This is a genomic window from Pseudomonas sp. LB3P58, from assembly GCF_054897895.1.
On record NZ_JBUBVE010000001.1, the window covers coordinates 4354202 to 4372932 of the forward strand.

Sequence of the window (18731 nt, forward strand, 5' to 3'; positions counted from 1 at the left end):
AGTCTTAACGCAGAGCGTTCCATGCAGCGACATATGCCTTGGCATTGGCCGCCACTTCATCTGGCGTCATGCCCGGTTTGAACAACCCGGAACCGAGGCCGAAACCTTTGACGCCCGCGTCGATAAACACCTGCATGTTGTCCGGCGTGATCCCGCCGACCGGCGCCAGAATCGTTCCCGCAGGCAGCACTGCGAGCCAGGCTTTGACGACTGCCGGGCCCATCTGCTCGGCCGGGAACATCTTCAGCACGTCCGCCCCTTCGGCCAATGCCGCAAAGGCTTCAGTCGGCGTCGCCACACCCGGCGACAGGAACAACCCCGCCGCTTTCGCTGCGCGCAACACCTTGGCATCGCTGTGCGGCATGACGATCACCTGACCGCCCGCCGCTTTCACTTGCTCCACCTGCTCCGGCGTCAGCACCGTGCCCGCGCCGATCAGGCAATCGGCGGGCAAGGTACTGCGCAGGATGCGGATACTTTCGTACGGCTCAGGGGAATTGAGCGGCACTTCGATGACGCGAAATCCGGCGGCGTAAAGGACTTCGCCGATGGCTGCCGCTTCTTGCGGGCGCAGGCCACGCAAAATCGCGATCAGACCGTTTTGCGCCAATGCTTGCTTGAGCATGTCAGACCTCCAGTCAGGTTTAACGGGATGGGTTGGGTGTGATCAGTCCAGCGGCAACCGCCAACTGCCACAAGCCGCGTTCGGTGGCCTGTTCGGCCAGGGTCACCCGGGCAAAACCGCAGGCGTCGAGCGCCCGGCTGTAGCGGGCACAGAGTTGGGAATTACCGATGAGGATGATCGAAGGCAAATGAACGCTGTTGCGGCGGCGTCGCTGAACACTCGCCAACGCTGACAGTTCATGGCCGATCAACAGACCGGACAAGTAATCCGGTTGGGCGGTGGCGCTGAGTTCGCCAGTCAAACCGAGGCTGCGGGCACTGAACAATGTCGACAACGGCCCGATCTCGCCATCCGCCGACAGCGCCACCTGCACACCACGATCAAAGGCGTGGCCATCGAAGGACGCGCCCTTTTGCTGGGTGCGCCCGAGAATGCTGTGTTCGCTGAGCACGGCGAAGACTTCGCCGGTCATGAAGGTATCGAAATGCACGATGCAGCCGTCGGCCACTTCCACCCACTTCGAATGACTGCCCGGCAGGCCGATCAACAGATCGTTGCCCGCCTCGCCCGGCAGATTGTGCAGAACGCCGAGCACTTGGGTTTCTTCGCCGCGCATCACGTTTGGCAAACGAGACCGCTGAATCACGCCCGGCACGATGTGCACATCGACACCGCGAAGACTGCGAACCGTTTGTAGGGAGATTCCGAGATTGGCGACGTTCGCCGGCGTATCGCGGTAAGCCGCTTCACGCCAACCTTGTGCGCTGCCGACCATGCCGCACGCAATCACCGGCAAATCGGGCTGCGCGTCGAGCCAGTCACCGCAGGCCTCGTCAAAGGCCAGTTCAAAACCTTCGGCACATTCCTGACCCGCGATCATTCGCGGCGTCCTGGGCAGCTGCATGATCCCCGACGACAGCGAACGCTGTTCGAGCACCTGGCCACCCGCGGCGAGTTTGTAAGCACGTAATGAGGTTGTCCCCCAATCGAGCGCGATCAATTGCGCCAGCATCGCTTCACCTGTTTTGTTTATTGGCAGTGAGTGAGCTGGACTATAAACCCGGACGCATAAAAATCTCAATATATAAATATAACTCCCATATATTGGGATGCAGTCAAAAAAAGATCGCAGCTTTCGGCAGCTCCTACGGATAGGTGTAGGAGCTGCCGAAGGCTGCGATCTTTAATAGACGCCGGTGCGATCTAGCCCTCGGCAAACTCCCGCAACACCGCCCCGTCCATCCGATACCGCACCCACTCTTCCTGCGGCTGCGCACCCAATGACTTGTAGAACTCGATCGCCGGTTTGTTCCAGTCCAGCACGCTCCACTCAAATCGACCGCAATCATTGGCGCAGGCGATTTTCGCCAGGTGACGCAGCAAGGTTTTGCCCGCGCCGCCGCCACGCTGATCAGGGGTGATGTAGAGGTCTTCGAGGTACAGGCAGTTGCTGCCCAGCCACGTGGAATAGCTGAAGAAAAACACCGCGAAGCCGATCGGAATACCGTCGCGCAAACAGATCAGGCCGTGGGCGGTGGCGCCTTCGCTGAACAGGCTGCGCTCGATGTCGGCGACGCTGGCGATGACTTCGTGGCGGGCACGTTCGTAGTCGGCCAGTTCAGTGATGAACCCGAGGATTTGCGGTGCATCGCTCGGGGTCGCCGGGCGGATCTCGATCGTCATGGACGTGCCTTCGTCAAAAGTTGAAAACGCCATACTAAGGCGGCAAACGGCGCTCGTCACATATGAAATCAAAACGTCATCCGTGGCACCTGCTGAAGGCTTTACTCCGGCCAACACTAACCCTGAAATCGATAACCTCAGACCTAACATCAGCGCCTTGCATGATAGATAGATGAAGCTCTCTTCTATCGGGTCAAGGAACCGCGTCATGCCTAGTGCAACACCCCAAGTCTCAAGCAGGTTGTTCGGCCTGTTTTGCCTCGCCAGCTATTTGCTGTCGCTGTCCTATGGCTCGACCTTTTTGCTGTCGTTGTTGATCGGTTCCCGCGGCGGCAACGAGCACGATGCCGGCAGTGTGATTTCGGCGGCGATGCTCAGTACGTTTGCAGCGGTGATCGTCTCCGGGCACTTGTCCGATTTGCTCGGCGCGGCGCGCTCGATTGCGCTGTTCGGCGTCTTGCTGGTGGCCGCCAGCCTGGGCTTCGCCTTGGCGCCAGGGTTCGGCAATCTGCTGTTGTTTTTCGGGCTATTGCTGGGGCTGGGTTGGGGCGTGTTCTACACCTTGGGGCCGATCATTGTGGCGAGTCTGGTAACGCCTGCCCAACGCGCGAAATACTTTGCGCTGTTGTCGGGCAGCATGATGACCGGGATTGGCAGCGGTCCCTTGTTAGGTCGCGCTGCCAGTGCCCTCGGCTATCCGATCACCGCGGCGTTTTACCTCGCGGCGCTGGCCAGCCTGATCGGCGTGTTGCTGTTCTGGCGGTTGGATTCGCATCTGAAAAAAGCGCCGGGCCACTCGGCAGCGGTGTCGCGAATTTCATGGCGTGCAGCGGTGCAAGTGCTGTCGTCCAGAGCGGTGTTTCCGATCATCATGGTCGGCCTTGGCGGTTGCGTTTTCGGTGGTCTGTCGAGTTTTCAAACCAGCTATGCGGCGGCGCGTTCACTCGACTATTCATTGTTCTTCCTCGGCTTCATGAGCGCAGCGATCAGCAGCCGAATGCTGATCGCCGGTTTCGTGGTCAAGCGCGACCCGTTCCGGGCGTCCTGCCTGTTGTCGGGCTTGATGATGGGCTCGATCCTGATGTTCGGGTTTGTCGTCGACGACGGGGTCAGCTACGTGCTGGCGGCGGTGATGCTCGGGGTCGGTTACGGGCTGACCTATTCGGTGATCAACGGCCTGGCGGCCAACGAGGCACCGCACGGCACCACCGCGCAATCCTTGCTGCTGTTCAGCCTGTCCTACTTTATCGGCGTGTTTGGCTTCCCGTTGCTGGCCGGGAAAATCATCGTGGAACAGGGGATGGCGACGCTGTTGCTCACGGTATTGGCGGTTGCTGTACTGAATTGGCTGATCAGCGTCGGCCGGCTGGTCTGGCGCCGAGCCGTTACCAGCAAAGCGCTGCAGCAGGCCTAGACCGTTCGTCGTTCATCAGGCACCAATCCCAATCGGGTGCGGACCAACCTCTAGTAAAGGACTCTAATTAAATGGACCTATCCACATCCATGAAGAGGTAACCATGAACGTCGATAAAAACCTTGAGAAAGAAGTCCTGACCCGTCTGCTGCACGCCCATCCAATCGGTTTGGGCAAAGAGGTCCTGGACAATTACCGGGGGGAGAGAGTCGTGGCCAGCACCCTCGCCACGCTGCAGGATCGTGGATTGATCCAGCATGGTCATGTGATCTGCAACGAGGCCGGTGAGCACTCGTTGAACCTGCCGATCAAACTCAGTGCCGCTGGGGTGGAGGCGGCGCGCAAGCTGGACGTTTAACAAGACGATTCAGGTCGCAGTCGTGCGCGGCTGCGACCGGGTAAGGTCAGGATTGATGGTGAATCTTATGGCCCCATCGCGAGCAAGCTCGCTCCCACACTGAATCTGTGAACGACACAAATCCCCTGTGGGAGCGAGCTTGCTCGCGATAGCGGCCGATCAGGCACCGAAAGTCTTCCTGATCAACTCATCCACCTCAGCAGTCCCCGGCGAAGTCGCCGGCCCCCATCGAGTCACCGCCAACGCAGCCGCCGCATTGGCCCGCCGCGCCGCCTCACCTGCCGACAGTCCTCGCGCCAACCCGGCCACAAACACCCCGGCATGCGCATCCCCCGCGCCGTTGCTGTCCACTGCCTCAACCTTGAAACCCGGCACATGCTGGCGGTCTCCACGCTGGCTGATCCAGCACCCTTGCGGGCCGTCACGCACCACCATCAAGACGTCGACCGGCAGATGATCGGCCAACCGGTTCAATGCCTCGGCAATGTCCAACGCACCGGTAAACTTCAACGCCTCGACACTATTGCTGGTCCACAGATCGATGCGCGCCAGCAAGGCTTGCATCAACGGCTCATCCGGCGAATCCACCAGCGGGCCCGGATCGAAAACCACGTTGATTCCTCGCGGCAAATCCAGCACCCAATCCACCAGCGCCTGGGCTTTACCGCCATGCAGCAGGCTGTAGCCGCTGACGTAGACATAGTCACCCGCCTCGGCCGGCACGCTGGCCAGATCCTCGGCCGTCAGCTCACCTTCGGCACCGATATAGGAAATGAAACTGCGTTCGGCCGAGGCTTCGGTTACCGCGACGCACAATCCCGTATCCCGTTCGGTGCTGCTCTCAATGCCAATCCGGATACCTTCAGCCTTCATCGCCTCACGGGCAAGATCACCGAAACGCCCTGTTCCGTGGCGCCCGAGGTAAACCACCGGCAAACCATTGCGCTGGGCGGCAGCCATCACATTGAAGCCGCCGCCAGCCTCGAAACTGGCGGATTGCGCCAGCACGTCGCCGCCCGAATGCGGCAGTTTATCCACGGCCATGACCAGGTCGATCATGACCTGGCCGGTGTGCAGCAATCTAGGCATGAGCGTTCTCAGTCATCGCGGCACGACGATCCTTGGCGCCACCGAGTACAAAATAAATGCCACCCGCCACCAGGAACGTCACGATCCAGCCGAGGCCGTTATGGCCCAGCCAGGAGTCGGACAGGAAACCGCGGAACCACACGGTTTGTTCGGTCGTACCGATGGTGGTGAAGCTGAAGCCCAGCACGATCGCCAATGCCCACGCACCGAAAGCACGCCACTCGATACCGCCGCTGTACCAGTAAGCACTGCTCGGGCTGACGTCCAGCAGGTCTTTTGGGCTGTAGTAATGACGATGAATCAGGTCGACGACGAAGATCCCGACCCACGCGGTGATCGGCACCGCCAACAGCGAAATGAAGGTAATGAACGGGCCGTAGAAACTGTCGGCGATCAGCATGAAATAGATCGAACCAGCGAAGATCGCGACGATGTCGACAACCACCGCGTAAACGCGCTTGACCTTCAGGCCGAGGGTCAGCGTAGTCAAACCGGCGGAGTACACCGACAGGTTGTTCGACAGCAGCAGCCCGCCGAACGCGGTGATCAGGTACGGCACGGCCATCCAGGTCGGCAGCATGTCGCGGATCGCGATGATCGGATCAGTGGCCGAGGCCAGGTCGTTGTTGCCCACTGACAGCAGGCCGCCGAGGGTGATCAGCAGCACCAGCGGAATCCCCGCACCAAACGCTGCCGACGCCACCAGACGTGCGGCTTTGACGCTGCGGTGCTGGTAGCGCGACATGTCGGCACCGGCGTTGGCCCAACCGATCCCGGTGCCGGCAGCCATGGTGCCGACGCCGATGATCATTGCGCTAAGCGGTGCCGGCGTGGCGTTGAACACCGCGCTCCAGTCGATAGTGGCGCAGAGGAAACCGCCGACCAGAATGTTCAGCGCACCGAACACGTAGGTTGCCCACTTCTGGATCACCAGCAAGGTGGCGTGACCGAGGCCCGACACCGACAGGGTCAGCAGTACGAAAATCGCAATGAAGATCAACGTCAGCACGGGTGCGCTTTTGGCTTCCACCGGCGAGCCGAACAGGATCGAGCACAGCGACAACAGCACGAACGCGGCGGTGGTGGTGTTGACGGTTTCCCAGCCCAGACGCGACATCAGCGAGACCAGGGTCGGGCCGATGTTGCCGCGTACGCCGAAGATCGCTCGCGACAACGTCAGGCTTGGGGCGCGACCACGGCGACCGGCAATGGAGATGATCCCGACCACCGCGAAGGAACCGGCAGCACCCAGGATCGCGACGATGATCGCCTGCCAGATCGCCAAGCCGCGAAAGGCTACAAGGGTCGCGCCCAGCGGCAAGCCGAGGATGGAGATGTTGGCAGCAAACCAGACCCAGAACAGCTGCAGCGGATGACCGTTGCACTCCGCTTCCGGCACGGGCTCGATGCCACGGGTTTCCAGTTGCCCGGCGCTTGGCCCGACGTTCGATGAACTCATGTGAAATGCTCCTGTTGCCTTTGTTGTGGTTGTGGGCAATGACGGAAGACGAAACAACATCCCGGCTGTCCTGGCCAAGTTCGTGCGATCCATTGCGGTGAAAAATTCAAGTAGGCGGCGCGTCCATCGCGAGCAAGCTCGCTCCCACAAGGGACAGTGCAAGTCTTCAGGTACACGCCGTACCTGTGGGAGCGAGCTTGCTCGCGATGGCGTCAGTGCAATCAGCGCAAGGCCAACAGCCCCTGCACCAACGGTTCCAGCTCCAGATCGTTAACGGTTTTGACCTTGTCGATCATCGCCGCCGGCCAACTCTCAAGGCCCAGGCAAGCCCCAAGCATGGCGCCGAGAATCGCCGCGATGGTGTCGGTGTCACCGCCAAGGCTCGCGGCCATGCACAGTGCTTCGAACGCGTTCATTTCACCAATGGCCACTTGCTGGGCCAGGGCAAACGAGACCACCACCGATTCCTGTGAAGCCACCGATGTGCCGATCACGTCGTACATCAAATCCGCCAGCAACGCCTTGTCGCTGTCGACACTGATGGTCCGCGCCCAGCTGATGCGCGAGGCGATGCGTCCGCCAGCCACCCAATAACCGTGGCTTTCAGCTTGTTGAGCGATTTGCTGGCCGAGGTTCAACGCCTCGCCCAGGTCCATGCCGTTGATACCGGCCGAAACCACCGCCGCCACCGCCGCCGCACTGGAAATGCCCAGCGTGGTGTTGTGGGTGACCTGGCAAGCCTGCACGACAGCGTTAATGAAACGCTCAGGGTTGGCGACATCCGCCGCGATCCCGACCGGCGTGATGCGCATTGCCGCGCCATTGGTGGTGCCGTAGCGCCCCGCTTCTTCCGGCGAGTGGCCGGCGAGGATCATCTCGATGGCACGTTTGGTCGAAGGGCCGAGCAAGTCTTGCGAGCCCTTGGCCTGCATCGCGGCTTCCCATTCGATCAACCGTTGGGCGAGCAGCGACGGTTCGATCCGGCCCTCGCCGTCGACCAACAATTGGCCGACCAGAATCGCCTGTTCGGTGTCATCGGTGATCGAGCCTTTGAGCATGTTGGCGGCGATCGGTTGATCGGGACCTGCGTCTTCCAGATCAGTGATTTTGCCGAAGCGCACCTTGATCTCGGCGCGGCTCAGGGATTGGGTCGGCATGCCCAACGCATCGCCCAAAGCCAGTCCGTAGAACGCGCCAAGAGCACGGTTGAGCGCGGTCATTTTGACTCTCCAAACTGCAGGTGCAGGCGAAAATGCACCGGGTCGAGCAAGCTCTCGACCTGCTCCATGAATCGGTTTTGCCGGTCGTAGGTGGTGCGCAAGGCCTTGAGGAACACCGTGCCTTCCGGACGGCCGAGCAGTTCAGCATCTTCGGCGTTCAAGGGTTCGGCGCCGATCCATTGATCGCCGCGCTCGCCGATATAGCCGTAGGCGGCCAGGGTGATGGTCAGGGAGTTGTCGATAAGGCCAACCCGCGGCAGGCTTTCCAGGCCTCCGGTGGCGGGCATCAATGAGCGTTCAAGGGAGACCAGCTTGCCTTCGTTGGAACGACGGCGACGGTCGAGGGTGATGAATTGGTCGGTGCCGAAACGCGGCAACAGGTCAGGACGGGTGACCGCCTCCAGCCGCAGCACTTCGGTATTGATCAGCGCCCCGCTGTCGGCCAGTGCCTGCGCCCAGCCGCTGCGCTGATCGAGCACCACACCGTCGAAGGTGACGATGGAGCCCACCCCGCTTTGCGTCGCGATGTAGTTGCGCCGTTTCAACTCGGCCAGGGCTTCGCGCAGCGTTCCTCGGCTGACTTTGAATTCTTGAGCCAATTGATGCTCGCCCGGCAGCAGAAAGCCGTCCTCCATGAGGCCGCTTTCGATGCGCCGGATGAGTTCATCGACCACCCGTTGTTTCTTGTCAAATCGTACCTGTCTAATCATGTACAAAGTGATAACCGAAACGGGGTTGGGCGGGCAAGGAATATTTAGGGGAAGTGACGAGAGGCGGGATGTTCGGAGGTGTGGTGTCAGATGAATCCACCCCTCACCCCAACCCTCTCCCCAGGGGGTAGAGGGGGCTGACCGAGGGGGTTTGGAGGATTTACTGCGACCTGAGATACCAAGTCGAACTCAGGTTTTGAAAGGCTTGAAGATCGGCTCCCTCTCCCCTGTGGGGAGAGGGCTGGGGTGAGGGGTGGATCTTGATCTCAGCGTTGCTTGAGGCGATCAATGACCACGGCCAGCAGCAAAATCGAACCGCGAATCACGTACTGGTAAAACGTATCGATATTCTTCAGGTTCATCGCATTCTCGATGATCGCCAGAATCAACACCCCGGCAATCACATGCCGGATCATGCCGATCCCGCCGCTCAACGACACTCCGCCCAACACACAGGCAGAAATCACCGTCAACTCAAAACCCTGGCCAATCATCGGCTGACCGGACGTCATGCGCGAAGCCAGAATTACCCCGGCCAACGCACCAATCAACCCATGCACGGCAAAGATAATGATCTTGGTCCGGTCAACGTTCACCCCGGCCAGCAACGCCGCTTCCTGGTTACCGCCAATGGCCATGGTGTTGCGCCCGTAGGTGGTGTAGTTCAGCAGCCAGCCGAAAAACAGGAAGCAGACGATGGTGATCAGGATCGGCACCGGCACACCCAACAACTGGCCATTGCCGAAAACAAAGAACTGCTCTTGCGACACGCCGACCGCTTTGCCATTGGCGAAGATGTAAGCCAGGCCGCGAACGATCTGCATGGTCGCCAGCGTGGTAATCAATGCATTGACCCGCAGCTTGGCGATCACGATACCGTTGATCAACCCGACGATCAGCCCCATGAACAGCGCCGCCACCACACCGAGAAACACGCTGTCGGTGTCGCGCATCACCACCGCCGCAACCACGCCGGCGCAGGCAATCACCGACCCCACCGACAAATCGAAGTGCCCGGACGCCAGGCAATACAACATGGTGCAAGCAGCAATCCCCGTCGTCGAAATCGCCAGGCCCAGGCCGCGCATGTTCAGCGGCGAGAGGAAGTTGTCGATCAGCAAGGTGCAGAGCACGAAGATCCCGACGGCCGCCAGCAGCATCACCCAGTCATCGAGAAAGCGCCGCAGGTCCAGAGGTTTGCGCTGGGTGGGCAAAGCATTGTTTTGGATTGTCATAGTCACCTCTCAGTTCGCCACGCCGTCAGCGCGTTGGCGCGGCAAAGCCAGTTGCAGCAAGTTGGATTCATTGGCCTCTGCGCGAGACAACTCGCCGCGCATCGCGCCTTCGCAGAGCACCAGGATGCGGTCGGAAATACCCATCACTTCCATCAGGTCACTTGAGACCACGATCACCGCAATGCCGCTGGCGGCCAGGTTGTGAATGATCTGGTAGATCTCGGCTTTGGCGCCGATGTCGATGCCGCGAGTCGGTTCGTCGAGCAGCAGGACTTTCATCGGCATCGACAGCCAGCGGCCGAGAATGGCCTTCTGCTGATTGCCGCCGGACAGGTACATGATTTTCTGCGCCGCGTTGGGGGTCTTCACTTTCAGCGCTTTGATCTGCTTGTCGGCGTTGTCTTTCTCCCACAGGCCACGCAACAGGCAACCGAAGGTGGAATGGGCGCCGCGGGCGCTGATGTTGATGTTCTCGGCGACGCTGGCGAGCGGCAGGATGCCCTCTTTCTTGCGGTCCTCGGGGCACAGAAGAATCCCGGCGGCAATCGCATCACGGGGTGAACGCAACTTCAGTTCATGACCGCGCAACTCCAGGCGTCCGGCGGTATTGCGCTCAAGGCCACTGAGCATGCGGAACAGTTCGGTACGACCGGCGCCGACCAAACCGAATAGCCCGAGAATCTCGCCTTTGTGCACCTCGAAACTCACCGGCTCACGCAAACCCGGCCCCAGCAAACCGTCGACCTTGAGCGCCACCGCGCCACGCTGACGGTGGCGGTAATCGTAGATGTCCTGAATGTCGCGACCGACCATGCAGGTCACCAACTGATCATGAGTCAGCTCGCTCATGTCCTCGAACGTGCGCACAAAGCGACCGTCCTTGAACACCGTCACCGCGTTGCAAATGCGGAACACTTCTTCCATGCGGTGGGAGACGTAAAGCACCACTTTGCCTTCGTCGCGCAGGCGACCGATGATCGCCATCAAACGATCAATCTCCCGCGCCGACAGGCTGCTGGTCGGTTCGTCAAACGCGATCACATGCGCCCCACGGGACAAGGCCTTGGCGATTTCCACCAGTTGCCGCTGACCCAGGGACAGGCGCCCTACTTTCTCTTGCGGATCGATTTCATCGGCCAGGCCCTTGAGGCAGGCCAATGCCTGTTGCCGCAACGCGCCACGATTGATCAGACCGAAACTGGCCGGCAGATGACCGAGGAACAGGTTCTCTGCCACGGTCATTTCCGGGACCAGATGCAGCTCTTGGTGGATCACGGCGACGCCACTGCCGATGCTGTCGGCGGTGGACTTGAAGACCCTCGCCTGCTCGCCAATCTGCAGGTCGCCGCTGCTCGGGGTGTAAGCCCCGCCGAGGATTTTCAGCAGGGTCGATTTGCCGGCGCCGTTCTCGCCCATCAAAGCGTGAACCTGCCCCGGGTGGGCGACGAAGCTGATGCCATCCAGTGCCTTCACCCCGGGAAAGGTCTTGCCGATCCCGTTGAAGCGCAAGCTGCCGCTGGCAGTGTGTTGTTGTGTTTTTGATTGCGCGTGCATAACCCACCTCTTCACACAGATCAGGCAGCCCCGTCGCCAGGGCCACCGATGAAATCAACCGCGCCTCAGTTCCAGAGGCCGATCTTTTCCAGTTCCTGCTTGAAGTTCTCGCGAGTGATCAGCGTCACGTCGTCCATCGCGGTGTACTTCGGCGGTTCTTTGCCGGTGGTGACCCACTCGTACATCATGCTGGCGGTGTTGTAGCCCTCGATGTGCGGGCTCGGCAGCATCGAGCCGAAGAAGCCGCTGTTGGCCTTCTTCAATTCGCCGATGGCGTCGGTGCCATTGATGCCGATGCCGATCACATTGGCCGCGGCAAAACCGGCGCTCTCGGTGGCGCGCACGCCGCCCAGCACGGTGTTGTCGTTCATGCCGCCGATGATCAGGTTTTTCGCCGCGCTCGGCAGTTTCACCAGCGCCGAGTTGGTGGCGTCCATGCTGCCGGGTACGTCGAGGGTTTTCAGTGCCGAGAACAGGATGTGGTCTTTCGGCATGCCGGCGTCTTCCAGCGCTTTCACCGAACCGTCGGTGCGTTTCTTGCCGGTGTCGAGTTCGTTGAAGGTGTTGATCACCGCGTAGGTGTCTTTCCAGTCCCAGCCACGTTTCTTCGCTTCGGAGGCCATGGCGCTGCCCTGCTTCTGGCCGACTTCGAACGCGGCCATGCCGAGGTACGGAACGTGTTCCATGAACTTGCCGCCGGCATCGACGAAGCGGTCATCGACGGCGATGACTTTCAAACCGTTGAGCTTGGCCTTGGCCATGATCGCCGGGCCCAGGGACACGTCTGGCGGACAGATCACGAAGCCCTTGGCACCGTTGGCGGCGAGGCTGTCGATGGCCGAGAGGGTTTTCTCGCCGTCCGGCACGGCGATCTTGATGACGGTGAAGCCCTTCTCTTTCCCGGCCTTTTCGGCAAATGCCCATTCCGTCTGGAACCAGGGCTCTTCCGCCTGCTTGACCAGAAAACCGATCTTCACTTCCTCGGCCGCCAGTAATGAACTGCTCAGGCTGACCGCGGTGACCGCCAAAGCGGCACAGCACAGGGAACGGATCCCACGACGACGATTCATAAGCTGACTCCTTGTTATTTTTTTTGAGTGTTATTTGAAAGCCAATCAAACTGTGCAGCTAATAGTCATATCGTATGATGATTGGATTTCAGACGTAGTTCCGCGCCTGAAACCCGATTGACTCAGTCGTGGTACATGACCGAGCGACCGCCATCGATGGTGATGCACGAGGCATTGATGAACGGCGCTTCATCGCTGGCCAGGAAAACAGCGGTCATGGCGACTTCGATTGGCTGCCCGATGCGACGCGGTGGATGCAGGTCGAAGGCGCGCTGACGTTCGGCATGCGGGTCGGCAAAACCGTTCCAGTAATCGACGTTCAGCTGGGTTTCGATGTAACCCGGCGCGATGGCGTTGACGCGAATGCCCTTCGGCGCATATTCGATGCCCAAAGCGCGGGTCAGTCCGAGCAGGCCATGTTTGGCCACCGGGTACGGGAAGCAGCCGGGAATGATGTGAGTGGAGTGGGTCGAGGCGATGTTGATGATGCTGCCGATGCCCTGCTCGATCATCTGCGGCAGCACCGCTTTGCAGCCATACCAGGCGCCGTCCAGGTCGATGGCGAAGCAGCGACGCCAGTCTTCCTCGGTCATTTCCAGCGGATCGCGGAACACGTTGACCCCGGCGCAGTTGACCAGCACGTCGATCCGACCGTGCAGATCGATCGCCAGTCTGGCCATGGCGTGCAGGTCTTGCTGGTTGGAAACGTCAGCCTTGATTGCCTGAACGTCGAAGCCTTTGTCCCGCCAGTACGCCGCGACTTTTTCGACTTTCTCACCCTGGATATCGCTGATGATCAGCTTGGCCTGCTGGGAAGCGAAGGTCGCGACAATCGCTTCGCCAATACCCTGAGCAGCACCGGTCAGCAGCACGACCTTGTTTTTCAGGCGCTCACCCTTCGGCGGTTCGGGCACCGGTGGCAAGGAAAGAGGTTCAGCCATGGATCAAGACTCCTTTTCGAAGGCACGACAAAAACCGGGCATCTGTCGATGTCCGGTCAAAAGGCTTTTTGGAAAATCGCTGCATCACTTCACCTGTTTTGTTTTTTTAAGTGTGAGTGCGTGTAACTGATGGAGCCGACTATAAACCCGACTGCCAAATAATCTCAATATATAATTTTACATCCCATATCTTGGGATTTATCCGGAAAACCGAGTACAGGTTTTTCCGGGCACATCGACTCGAATCGACAGCAACGCGCCGTCCAACGGATGGTTGAGCGGGCTCGTGGCGCTGGTGATGTACAGGGTTTTCAGATCTTCACCGCCGAATACGCAACTGGTCGGGCGGCTGATGGGTAGTTCGATCACGCGATCAACCTTCCCGTCCGGGGTCAGCCTGAGCAGACAACTACCGTCCCAGCGGGCGTTCCAGAGGTAACCTTCGGCATCCATCGCCGAGCCATCCGGCTTGCCGCGCTCATGCGGTCCGAACCAGACCCGGGCCGGGTCGAGGTTGCCGTCGGTGCGGATGAAGTACTGGTAGAGCGTGTTGTCGAGGCTGTCGGCGAAATACACGGTGGTCGCGTCGTCGCTCCACAGTAACGTGTTAGGAATGCCCAACCCGCGAAGCAACGGCGTGACCCGAGCATCGCGATCGATGCGAAACAGGCCACCGGAACGCCGCACGATGGGCACGTCTTCGCCCTGCTCGCCGATGTTGTTCTGCATGGTGCCTAGCCAGAGCTGGCCTTGAGCATCGCAGCGGGCTTCATTGGCGCGATTGCCGGGTTGTGGATCGGCGACGCAGAGCAAGGTCAGTCGTGGTTCCAGGCCAGGGGAATCAAGATCGAGTCGATACACGCCGCTGTTCAACGTCACCAGCGCATCACCGCGTTCGCAAGGGATGAAGGCAGACACGTGCTCGGGCATTTGCCAGATCTGCACGTTGGCGCCAATCAGCCGCAGCGCCTGTTGACCGGCGATATCAACCCAGTACAGCGCCTGGGTCGGCGCGTCCCAGAACGGGCCTTCACCCAGTTGTGCCCGGTGTTCGGTAACCGCAGTCCACGTCATGAAACCTCCTGCTTTTTATTGTTGTCAGCTGGCCTTTTTGTCGGCCATGACTTGCGGGTAGAAGCGCTTGATGGCCAGGTCGGCGTTATCGATCAGGGTCATGCAGGCCCAGACACCCCGCGCGGCATCCCGGGCGGCGATGGCCTCGGCCATGTCTTTGTGAATCGGTAGCGTGCGGCGCAATTCGTCCGGGTCGGCGGCGGACACCTCGAACGACACCGCCAACAGCGCACCGAGGGCCGGGACCATTTGTTCGATGAATTGATTGTGGCTGGCAGCGAGGATGCACTCGTGGAAGAACTGGTCGGCGCGGTTGTAATCGACGCCGCTGTCCACTGCCCGCTCCAATGCGTTGTAGGCCTGAAGGATGGCGTGAACCTGTTCGACGGTAGCGCGCTCGCAAGCCCAGCGCACGGCCATGGGTTCGATGGTGCGGCGCAAGTCGAGCAAGTCGTCGACGAAGTTTTCCGGCAAGCCGCTGCGTGACAGCCAGCCTACGACTTGCGGATCGAAGAGGTTCCAGCGGCGCACCGGCAACACCCGCGTGCCGACCTTCGGCCCGACTTCGAGCATGCCCTTGGCGACCAGGGTTTTGATGGCTTCGCGGATAACGGTGCGGCTGACACCGAGCTGCTCGCCCAGGTCGGCTTCGACCTTGAGCGTCTCACCCGGTTTGACCTGCCCCGTGGCGATCCAGCAACCCAGCCAATCGACCGTCGACGCATGAAAACTGCTGGACATGGACACCTCAGTTCAGGGACGGCACACAGCCGTTCGCGATGGGTGTCTACGCTAATCATCATACGATTGGGTGTCAATTTGATTTTTCTGCCTGACGGCAGATGGGGCGATTTGAACGAACCCGCTTTGTGACCTACGGTTAGCCGCGACAGATCAAGCGCAACTAAAGTCCGCTATCAACAGGTATCAGCATGAACATGGATGCGTCTACGCAATACCCGATTGTTTTGGTCCACGGCCTTTTTGGCTTCGATAAAATTGCCGGTTACCCCTACTTCTTCGAGATCAAGGAAGCTCTGGAACATGCCGGGGCCAAGGTGTTTGCCGTTAACATTCCAGCCGTTAACGGAAACGAGGAGCGTGGTAAAAAACTGCTCGAACACGTCAATCGCATATTGCAGGAAACGGGAGCTGCCAAGGTCAATCTTATCGGCCACAGCCAAGGTCCATTGGCTGCTCGTTACGTAGCGGCGTTACACCCGGAAAAGGTCGCATCAGTCACGTCTGTCAGCTGCCCCAATCATGGCTCTGAGATTGCCGACCAATTGCATAAGGCGCTGACGCCGGGTGAGTTGCCCGAAGCCCTCGTACTCGCCCTGTTCAAAGCCGTCGGCATCTTCATTTCGTTGATCAGCGACCATCCGGAAAACCCTCAGGACCCTCAAGCGGCTTTCGAATCCCTGACCAGCGCAGGTTTGGCAGCCTTCAACAAGAAGTACCCGCAAGGGCTACCGCAACATTGGGGTGGGGAAGGCAACGAAATTGAAAACGGCGTGTACTACTACTCCTGGAGCGGGATCCTGCAAAACTTTCAAAGCCTGCAACCTCTAGATCCGTCTCACTTGAACTGTATCGTGCTGTCGAAGTTGTTTTATAAAGAGAAACACGCCAACGATGGGCTGGTCGGACAGTACAGCTCGCACCTGGGCAAAGTCATTCGTTCGGATTACCCGATGGACCATTTCGACGCAGTCAATCAAATGGCCGGGATCACGAGCTGGAACGTAAGCCCGGTCCACCTCTATCTTGAACATGCTGCCCGGCTAAAGGACAAAGGTTTGTAGGCAAAAAAAATGGCCCGCTTGAATAGCGGGCCATTTTCCAGAACACAGCAACTTGGCGAGTTACGGCTCAAGCCCGATAGGGAAGAACTCGCCAGCGCTCCACACGCCTAACCAGCGCTGCCCGTCGATCTCACGGGTGACGGCCAGCTCCACCAGTTGGTAGAACACGTTGCGGTGGATCAAGGCTTCGAGGTTGGTGCGCACATGCACGTACGGCGCCGGTTCCTGCGTGACCGGGTCGATCACCACGCGCACGGGGTGTTCGGTGCCGGCCTCGGCGGTCTCGTCAACATTGGTGGTGAAGCGCAGGACCTGGGTTTCACCTTCGCCTTCGACCTCCACGGCAATCGCCACAAAGGGCGCATCGTCGACCTTGATGCCAACCTTCTCGACCGGGGTGATGAGGAAGTAATCGTCACCATCGCGGCGAATGATGGTGGAGAACAGCTTGACCATCGGCTTGCGTCCGATCGGCGTGCCCAGGTAATACCAGGTGCCGTCACGGGCGATACGCATGTCGATGTCGCCGCAGAAGTCGGGGTTCCACAGGTGGACCGGCGGCAAGCCTTTGGTTTTGGGGATTTGCCCCAACAGATCGTTGGCTTTTTGCGGGCCACTCATGGCGTTCTCCTTTTGAATTACTGGTCGCTGAGCCCCAGCAGGCTGCGCGCGTATTGTTCCAGCGGCGGGCCCATCAGGTCTTCCGGCTTTTTGTCGTGGAACGTCAGTAAACCGCCACGACCCTTGATGCGTGCAGTATCAATCAAATACTGGGTGCTGGTCTCGATCAACATGATTTGAATGACACCACCGTCGATACCGAGGCGATCCAGGGCTTCCTGATCAAGCCACTCGTCCGAGTTGCCGATACGGTCGTCAGACTTGGCGAACCGGGTATAGAGCAGGTAATGGGCACCGGCGGCACGGGCTTCACTCATGGCTTGATCAAGACCTTCCGGGGCACGGGCGCGGCGGACCATAGGGAAGTATTCGACGAATCCATCGAAGGCGACTTCGGCGATCACGTTAGGTCGTGGGTAGACAGTACTGCCTGGCGGCACAAAGGCGCCCTGGGCGATATAGACGAATGAGTCCGGTTGAATGCGCAGGTTATTCACACGGCGGCTGTCGCTATGGTCGAGCAACCCCGCGTCGCTCATGTGGTAGCGTGTCCCTTCAGCCAGATCGCTGACATTCATGCAGCCACCAAGCGCCAAAACGGCCAGCAGCAAAACCAGGCTACGCATCCTACCCTCCAGAGGCCGGTGACGGAAAACCGGCGAATGGCCATGGGATGCAGCTTCCGCGCCAGCTCGGGATCAGCACCGTCTCACAGATCGCATCGCGAGCAAGCTCGCTCCCACAGGGTTGGCACAGGACCTGTGGGAGCGAGCTTGCTCGCGATGAGGCTCGATCAGCCGCCGATGATTTTCATGATGGTCGCGCCGCCAGAAAATGCCACTTCCTGCTTATCGCCCAAGGCTTTCACCAAGAGTCTCTGCAAGGCGGGCAGCGCTTGATGACGGGGCTTGTCCAGCAGGTCGCCGACATAGTGGCGGTTGCTCGACGACAGGCAACCATGCAGCCAGCCCGTGGAGGACAGACGCAGCCGCGAACAGGTGCGGCAGAAAGGAACGCTTTCGTTGGCGATAACCCCGAAGTAGCCCTGCCCCGGAATCTGGTAACGCACGGCGGTGGCGTCTACCGGCGCATCGGCCTGAAGGTATTCGTAGCGCTCGCCGATCAGGCTCAGCAACTGCTGAAGGCTGACAAACTGTTGCAGGAAAGCATTGGAGTCGCTAGCCAGGTGGCCCATGCGCATCAACTCGATGAAGCGAAGCTCATAGCCGCGCTCCAGACAGTAATCGAGTAGCGGCATCACCTGATCGAGGTTCTGCCCACGCAGCGGCACCATATTGACCTTGATCTTCAGGCCGGCGGCGCTGGCTTGATCCATACCATCGAGCACCGTCGCCAGATCGCCGCCACGGGCAATGCTGCGAAAGGCGCTGGCATCCAGGGTATCGAGGGAAACGTTGATGCGACGAATGCCGGCATCCACCAGCAGTGGCAGCTTCTTCGCCAGCAGCTGACCGTTGGTGGTCAGGCTGATGTCCGCCAGGCCCATCTGCCCGACAGCGGTCATGAAGGTTTCGAGTTTGGGGCTGACCAGCGGCTCGCCGCCGGTGATGCGCAAACGCTCGATGCCCGCCGCTTCAATCAGATAGGCCACGCCACGCGCCATGGCCTCGGCCGACAATTCATCCTGCGCAGCCACCAACCGCTTGCCGTTGGGCACGCAATAGGTACAAGCGTAATTGCAGGCGGAAGTCAGACTGATTCGCAAATTGCGAAAACGCCTGCCTTGACGGTCAACGATCATGGACTACTCCGGCGGAAGAATATTCGGACCGCTAAAACTTGACTCACAAATCAAGTTTTAGCAAGTCCTATGCCTGAGTATATTCCTGCGGTACTGCGCCACGTAGCGAAA

Annotated in this window: 19 protein-coding genes; 3 read left to right on the plus strand and 16 right to left on the minus strand. The window is 59.8% G+C overall.

Going from position 1 to position 18731, the window contains the following annotated elements; translation table 11 throughout:
- Window positions 1-4 precede the first annotated feature (4 nt).
- The 3 genes from ACYZTZ_RS20180 to ACYZTZ_RS20190 form a co-directional block, all read right to left on the minus strand.
- Window positions 5-625, minus strand: a complete 621-nt coding sequence (locus ACYZTZ_RS20180) for a 2-dehydro-3-deoxy-6-phosphogalactonate aldolase (RefSeq protein ID WP_283188808.1) — start codon at window positions 623-625, stop codon at window positions 5-7.
- Window positions 626-644: 19 nt separating this feature from the next.
- Complete coding sequence (locus ACYZTZ_RS20185; protein WP_461999499.1) at window positions 645-1637, minus strand: 2-dehydro-3-deoxygalactonokinase; 993 nt, start codon at window positions 1635-1637, stop codon at window positions 645-647.
- Between the two features lie 191 nt (window positions 1638-1828).
- A complete protein-coding gene (locus tag ACYZTZ_RS20190; RefSeq protein WP_461999500.1) occupies window positions 1829-2308 on the minus strand; it encodes a GNAT family N-acetyltransferase in 480 nt (159 codons plus the stop codon).
- 208 nt (window positions 2309-2516) lie between these two features.
- Between ACYZTZ_RS20190 and ACYZTZ_RS20195 the strand changes: the two genes are divergently transcribed.
- Window positions 2517-3722, plus strand: coding sequence for an MFS transporter (locus ACYZTZ_RS20195; RefSeq protein ID WP_461999501.1), 1206 nt, complete (start codon window positions 2517-2519; stop codon window positions 3720-3722).
- Window positions 3723-3825: 103 nt separating this feature from the next.
- Complete coding sequence (locus tag ACYZTZ_RS20200) at window positions 3826-4080, plus strand: hypothetical protein (RefSeq protein ID WP_056742783.1); 255 nt, start codon at window positions 3826-3828, stop codon at window positions 4078-4080.
- A 159-nt stretch (window positions 4081-4239) separates the two neighbouring features.
- Here the strand turns inward: ACYZTZ_RS20200 and ACYZTZ_RS20205 are convergent, their stop codons facing one another.
- The 10 genes from ACYZTZ_RS20205 to ACYZTZ_RS20250 form a co-directional block, all read right to left on the minus strand.
- On the minus strand, window positions 4240-5169 hold the full coding sequence (locus ACYZTZ_RS20205; protein WP_461999502.1) for a PfkB family carbohydrate kinase: 930 nt from the start codon (window positions 5167-5169) through the stop codon (window positions 4240-4242).
- The gene (locus ACYZTZ_RS20210) at window positions 5162-6628 is read right to left on the minus strand and encodes a purine-cytosine permease family protein (RefSeq protein ID WP_461999503.1); all 1467 of its coding nucleotides are present in this window, start codon (window positions 6626-6628) and stop codon (window positions 5162-5164) included. The genes ACYZTZ_RS20205 and ACYZTZ_RS20210 overlap by 8 nt, the downstream gene beginning before the upstream one ends.
- 221 nt (window positions 6629-6849) lie before the next feature.
- The gene (locus tag ACYZTZ_RS20215) at window positions 6850-7848 is read right to left on the minus strand and encodes an ADP-ribosylglycohydrolase family protein (RefSeq protein ID WP_461999504.1); all 999 of its coding nucleotides are present in this window, start codon (window positions 7846-7848) and stop codon (window positions 6850-6852) included.
- Window positions 7845-8558, minus strand: coding sequence for a GntR family transcriptional regulator (locus ACYZTZ_RS20220; RefSeq protein WP_008152295.1), 714 nt, complete (start codon window positions 8556-8558; stop codon window positions 7845-7847). The genes ACYZTZ_RS20215 and ACYZTZ_RS20220 overlap by 4 nt, the downstream gene beginning before the upstream one ends.
- A gap of 266 nt (window positions 8559-8824) precedes the next feature.
- Window positions 8825-9793 carry an L-arabinose ABC transporter permease AraH gene (gene araH / locus ACYZTZ_RS20225; RefSeq protein WP_033056977.1) on the minus strand — a complete coding sequence of 323 codons (969 nt, stop codon included), beginning with the start codon at window positions 9791-9793 and terminating at the stop codon, window positions 8825-8827.
- Between the two features lie 9 nt (window positions 9794-9802).
- The gene (araG, locus tag ACYZTZ_RS20230; protein ID WP_461999505.1) at window positions 9803-11347 is read right to left on the minus strand and encodes an L-arabinose ABC transporter ATP-binding protein AraG; all 1545 of its coding nucleotides are present in this window, start codon (window positions 11345-11347) and stop codon (window positions 9803-9805) included.
- A 65-nt stretch (window positions 11348-11412) separates the two neighbouring features.
- A complete protein-coding gene (locus ACYZTZ_RS20235; RefSeq protein ID WP_461999506.1) occupies window positions 11413-12417 on the minus strand; it encodes a substrate-binding domain-containing protein in 1005 nt (334 codons plus the stop codon).
- Between the two features lie 122 nt (window positions 12418-12539).
- The gene (locus tag ACYZTZ_RS20240) at window positions 12540-13358 is read right to left on the minus strand and encodes an SDR family oxidoreductase (protein WP_095132073.1); all 819 of its coding nucleotides are present in this window, start codon (window positions 13356-13358) and stop codon (window positions 12540-12542) included.
- A gap of 198 nt (window positions 13359-13556) precedes the next feature.
- Window positions 13557-14432: an SMP-30/gluconolactonase/LRE family protein gene (locus ACYZTZ_RS20245; protein ID WP_461999507.1), complete on the minus strand. Its 876-nt coding sequence runs from the start codon at window positions 14430-14432 to the stop codon at window positions 13557-13559.
- Window positions 14433-14456: 24 nt separating this feature from the next.
- Window positions 14457-15173: a FadR/GntR family transcriptional regulator gene (locus ACYZTZ_RS20250; RefSeq protein ID WP_046049087.1), complete on the minus strand. Its 717-nt coding sequence runs from the start codon at window positions 15171-15173 to the stop codon at window positions 14457-14459.
- Window positions 15174-15364: 191 nt separating this feature from the next.
- On the opposite strand from ACYZTZ_RS20250, the gene ACYZTZ_RS20255 reads away from it, so the two are divergent.
- Window positions 15365-16237, plus strand: coding sequence for an esterase/lipase family protein (locus tag ACYZTZ_RS20255; protein ID WP_461999508.1), 873 nt, complete (start codon window positions 15365-15367; stop codon window positions 16235-16237).
- A gap of 60 nt (window positions 16238-16297) precedes the next feature.
- Here ACYZTZ_RS20255 and ACYZTZ_RS20260 read toward each other — a convergent pair whose 3' ends face one another.
- The 3 genes from ACYZTZ_RS20260 to ACYZTZ_RS20270 all read right to left on the minus strand — a co-directional run bounded on the left by ACYZTZ_RS20260 (window position 16298) and on the right by ACYZTZ_RS20270 (window position 18620).
- Window positions 16298-16858: a DUF1285 domain-containing protein gene (locus ACYZTZ_RS20260; protein ID WP_461999509.1), complete on the minus strand. Its 561-nt coding sequence runs from the start codon at window positions 16856-16858 to the stop codon at window positions 16298-16300.
- 17 nt (window positions 16859-16875) lie between these two features.
- Window positions 16876-17484: a DUF4823 domain-containing protein gene (locus ACYZTZ_RS20265; RefSeq protein WP_461999510.1), complete on the minus strand. Its 609-nt coding sequence runs from the start codon at window positions 17482-17484 to the stop codon at window positions 16876-16878.
- Between the two features lie 167 nt (window positions 17485-17651).
- Entirely contained in the window at window positions 17652-18620 is a 969-nt protein-coding gene (locus ACYZTZ_RS20270; RefSeq protein WP_046049083.1) for a GTP 3',8-cyclase MoaA, read from the minus strand.
- Between the last annotated feature and the right edge of the window lie 111 nt (window positions 18621-18731).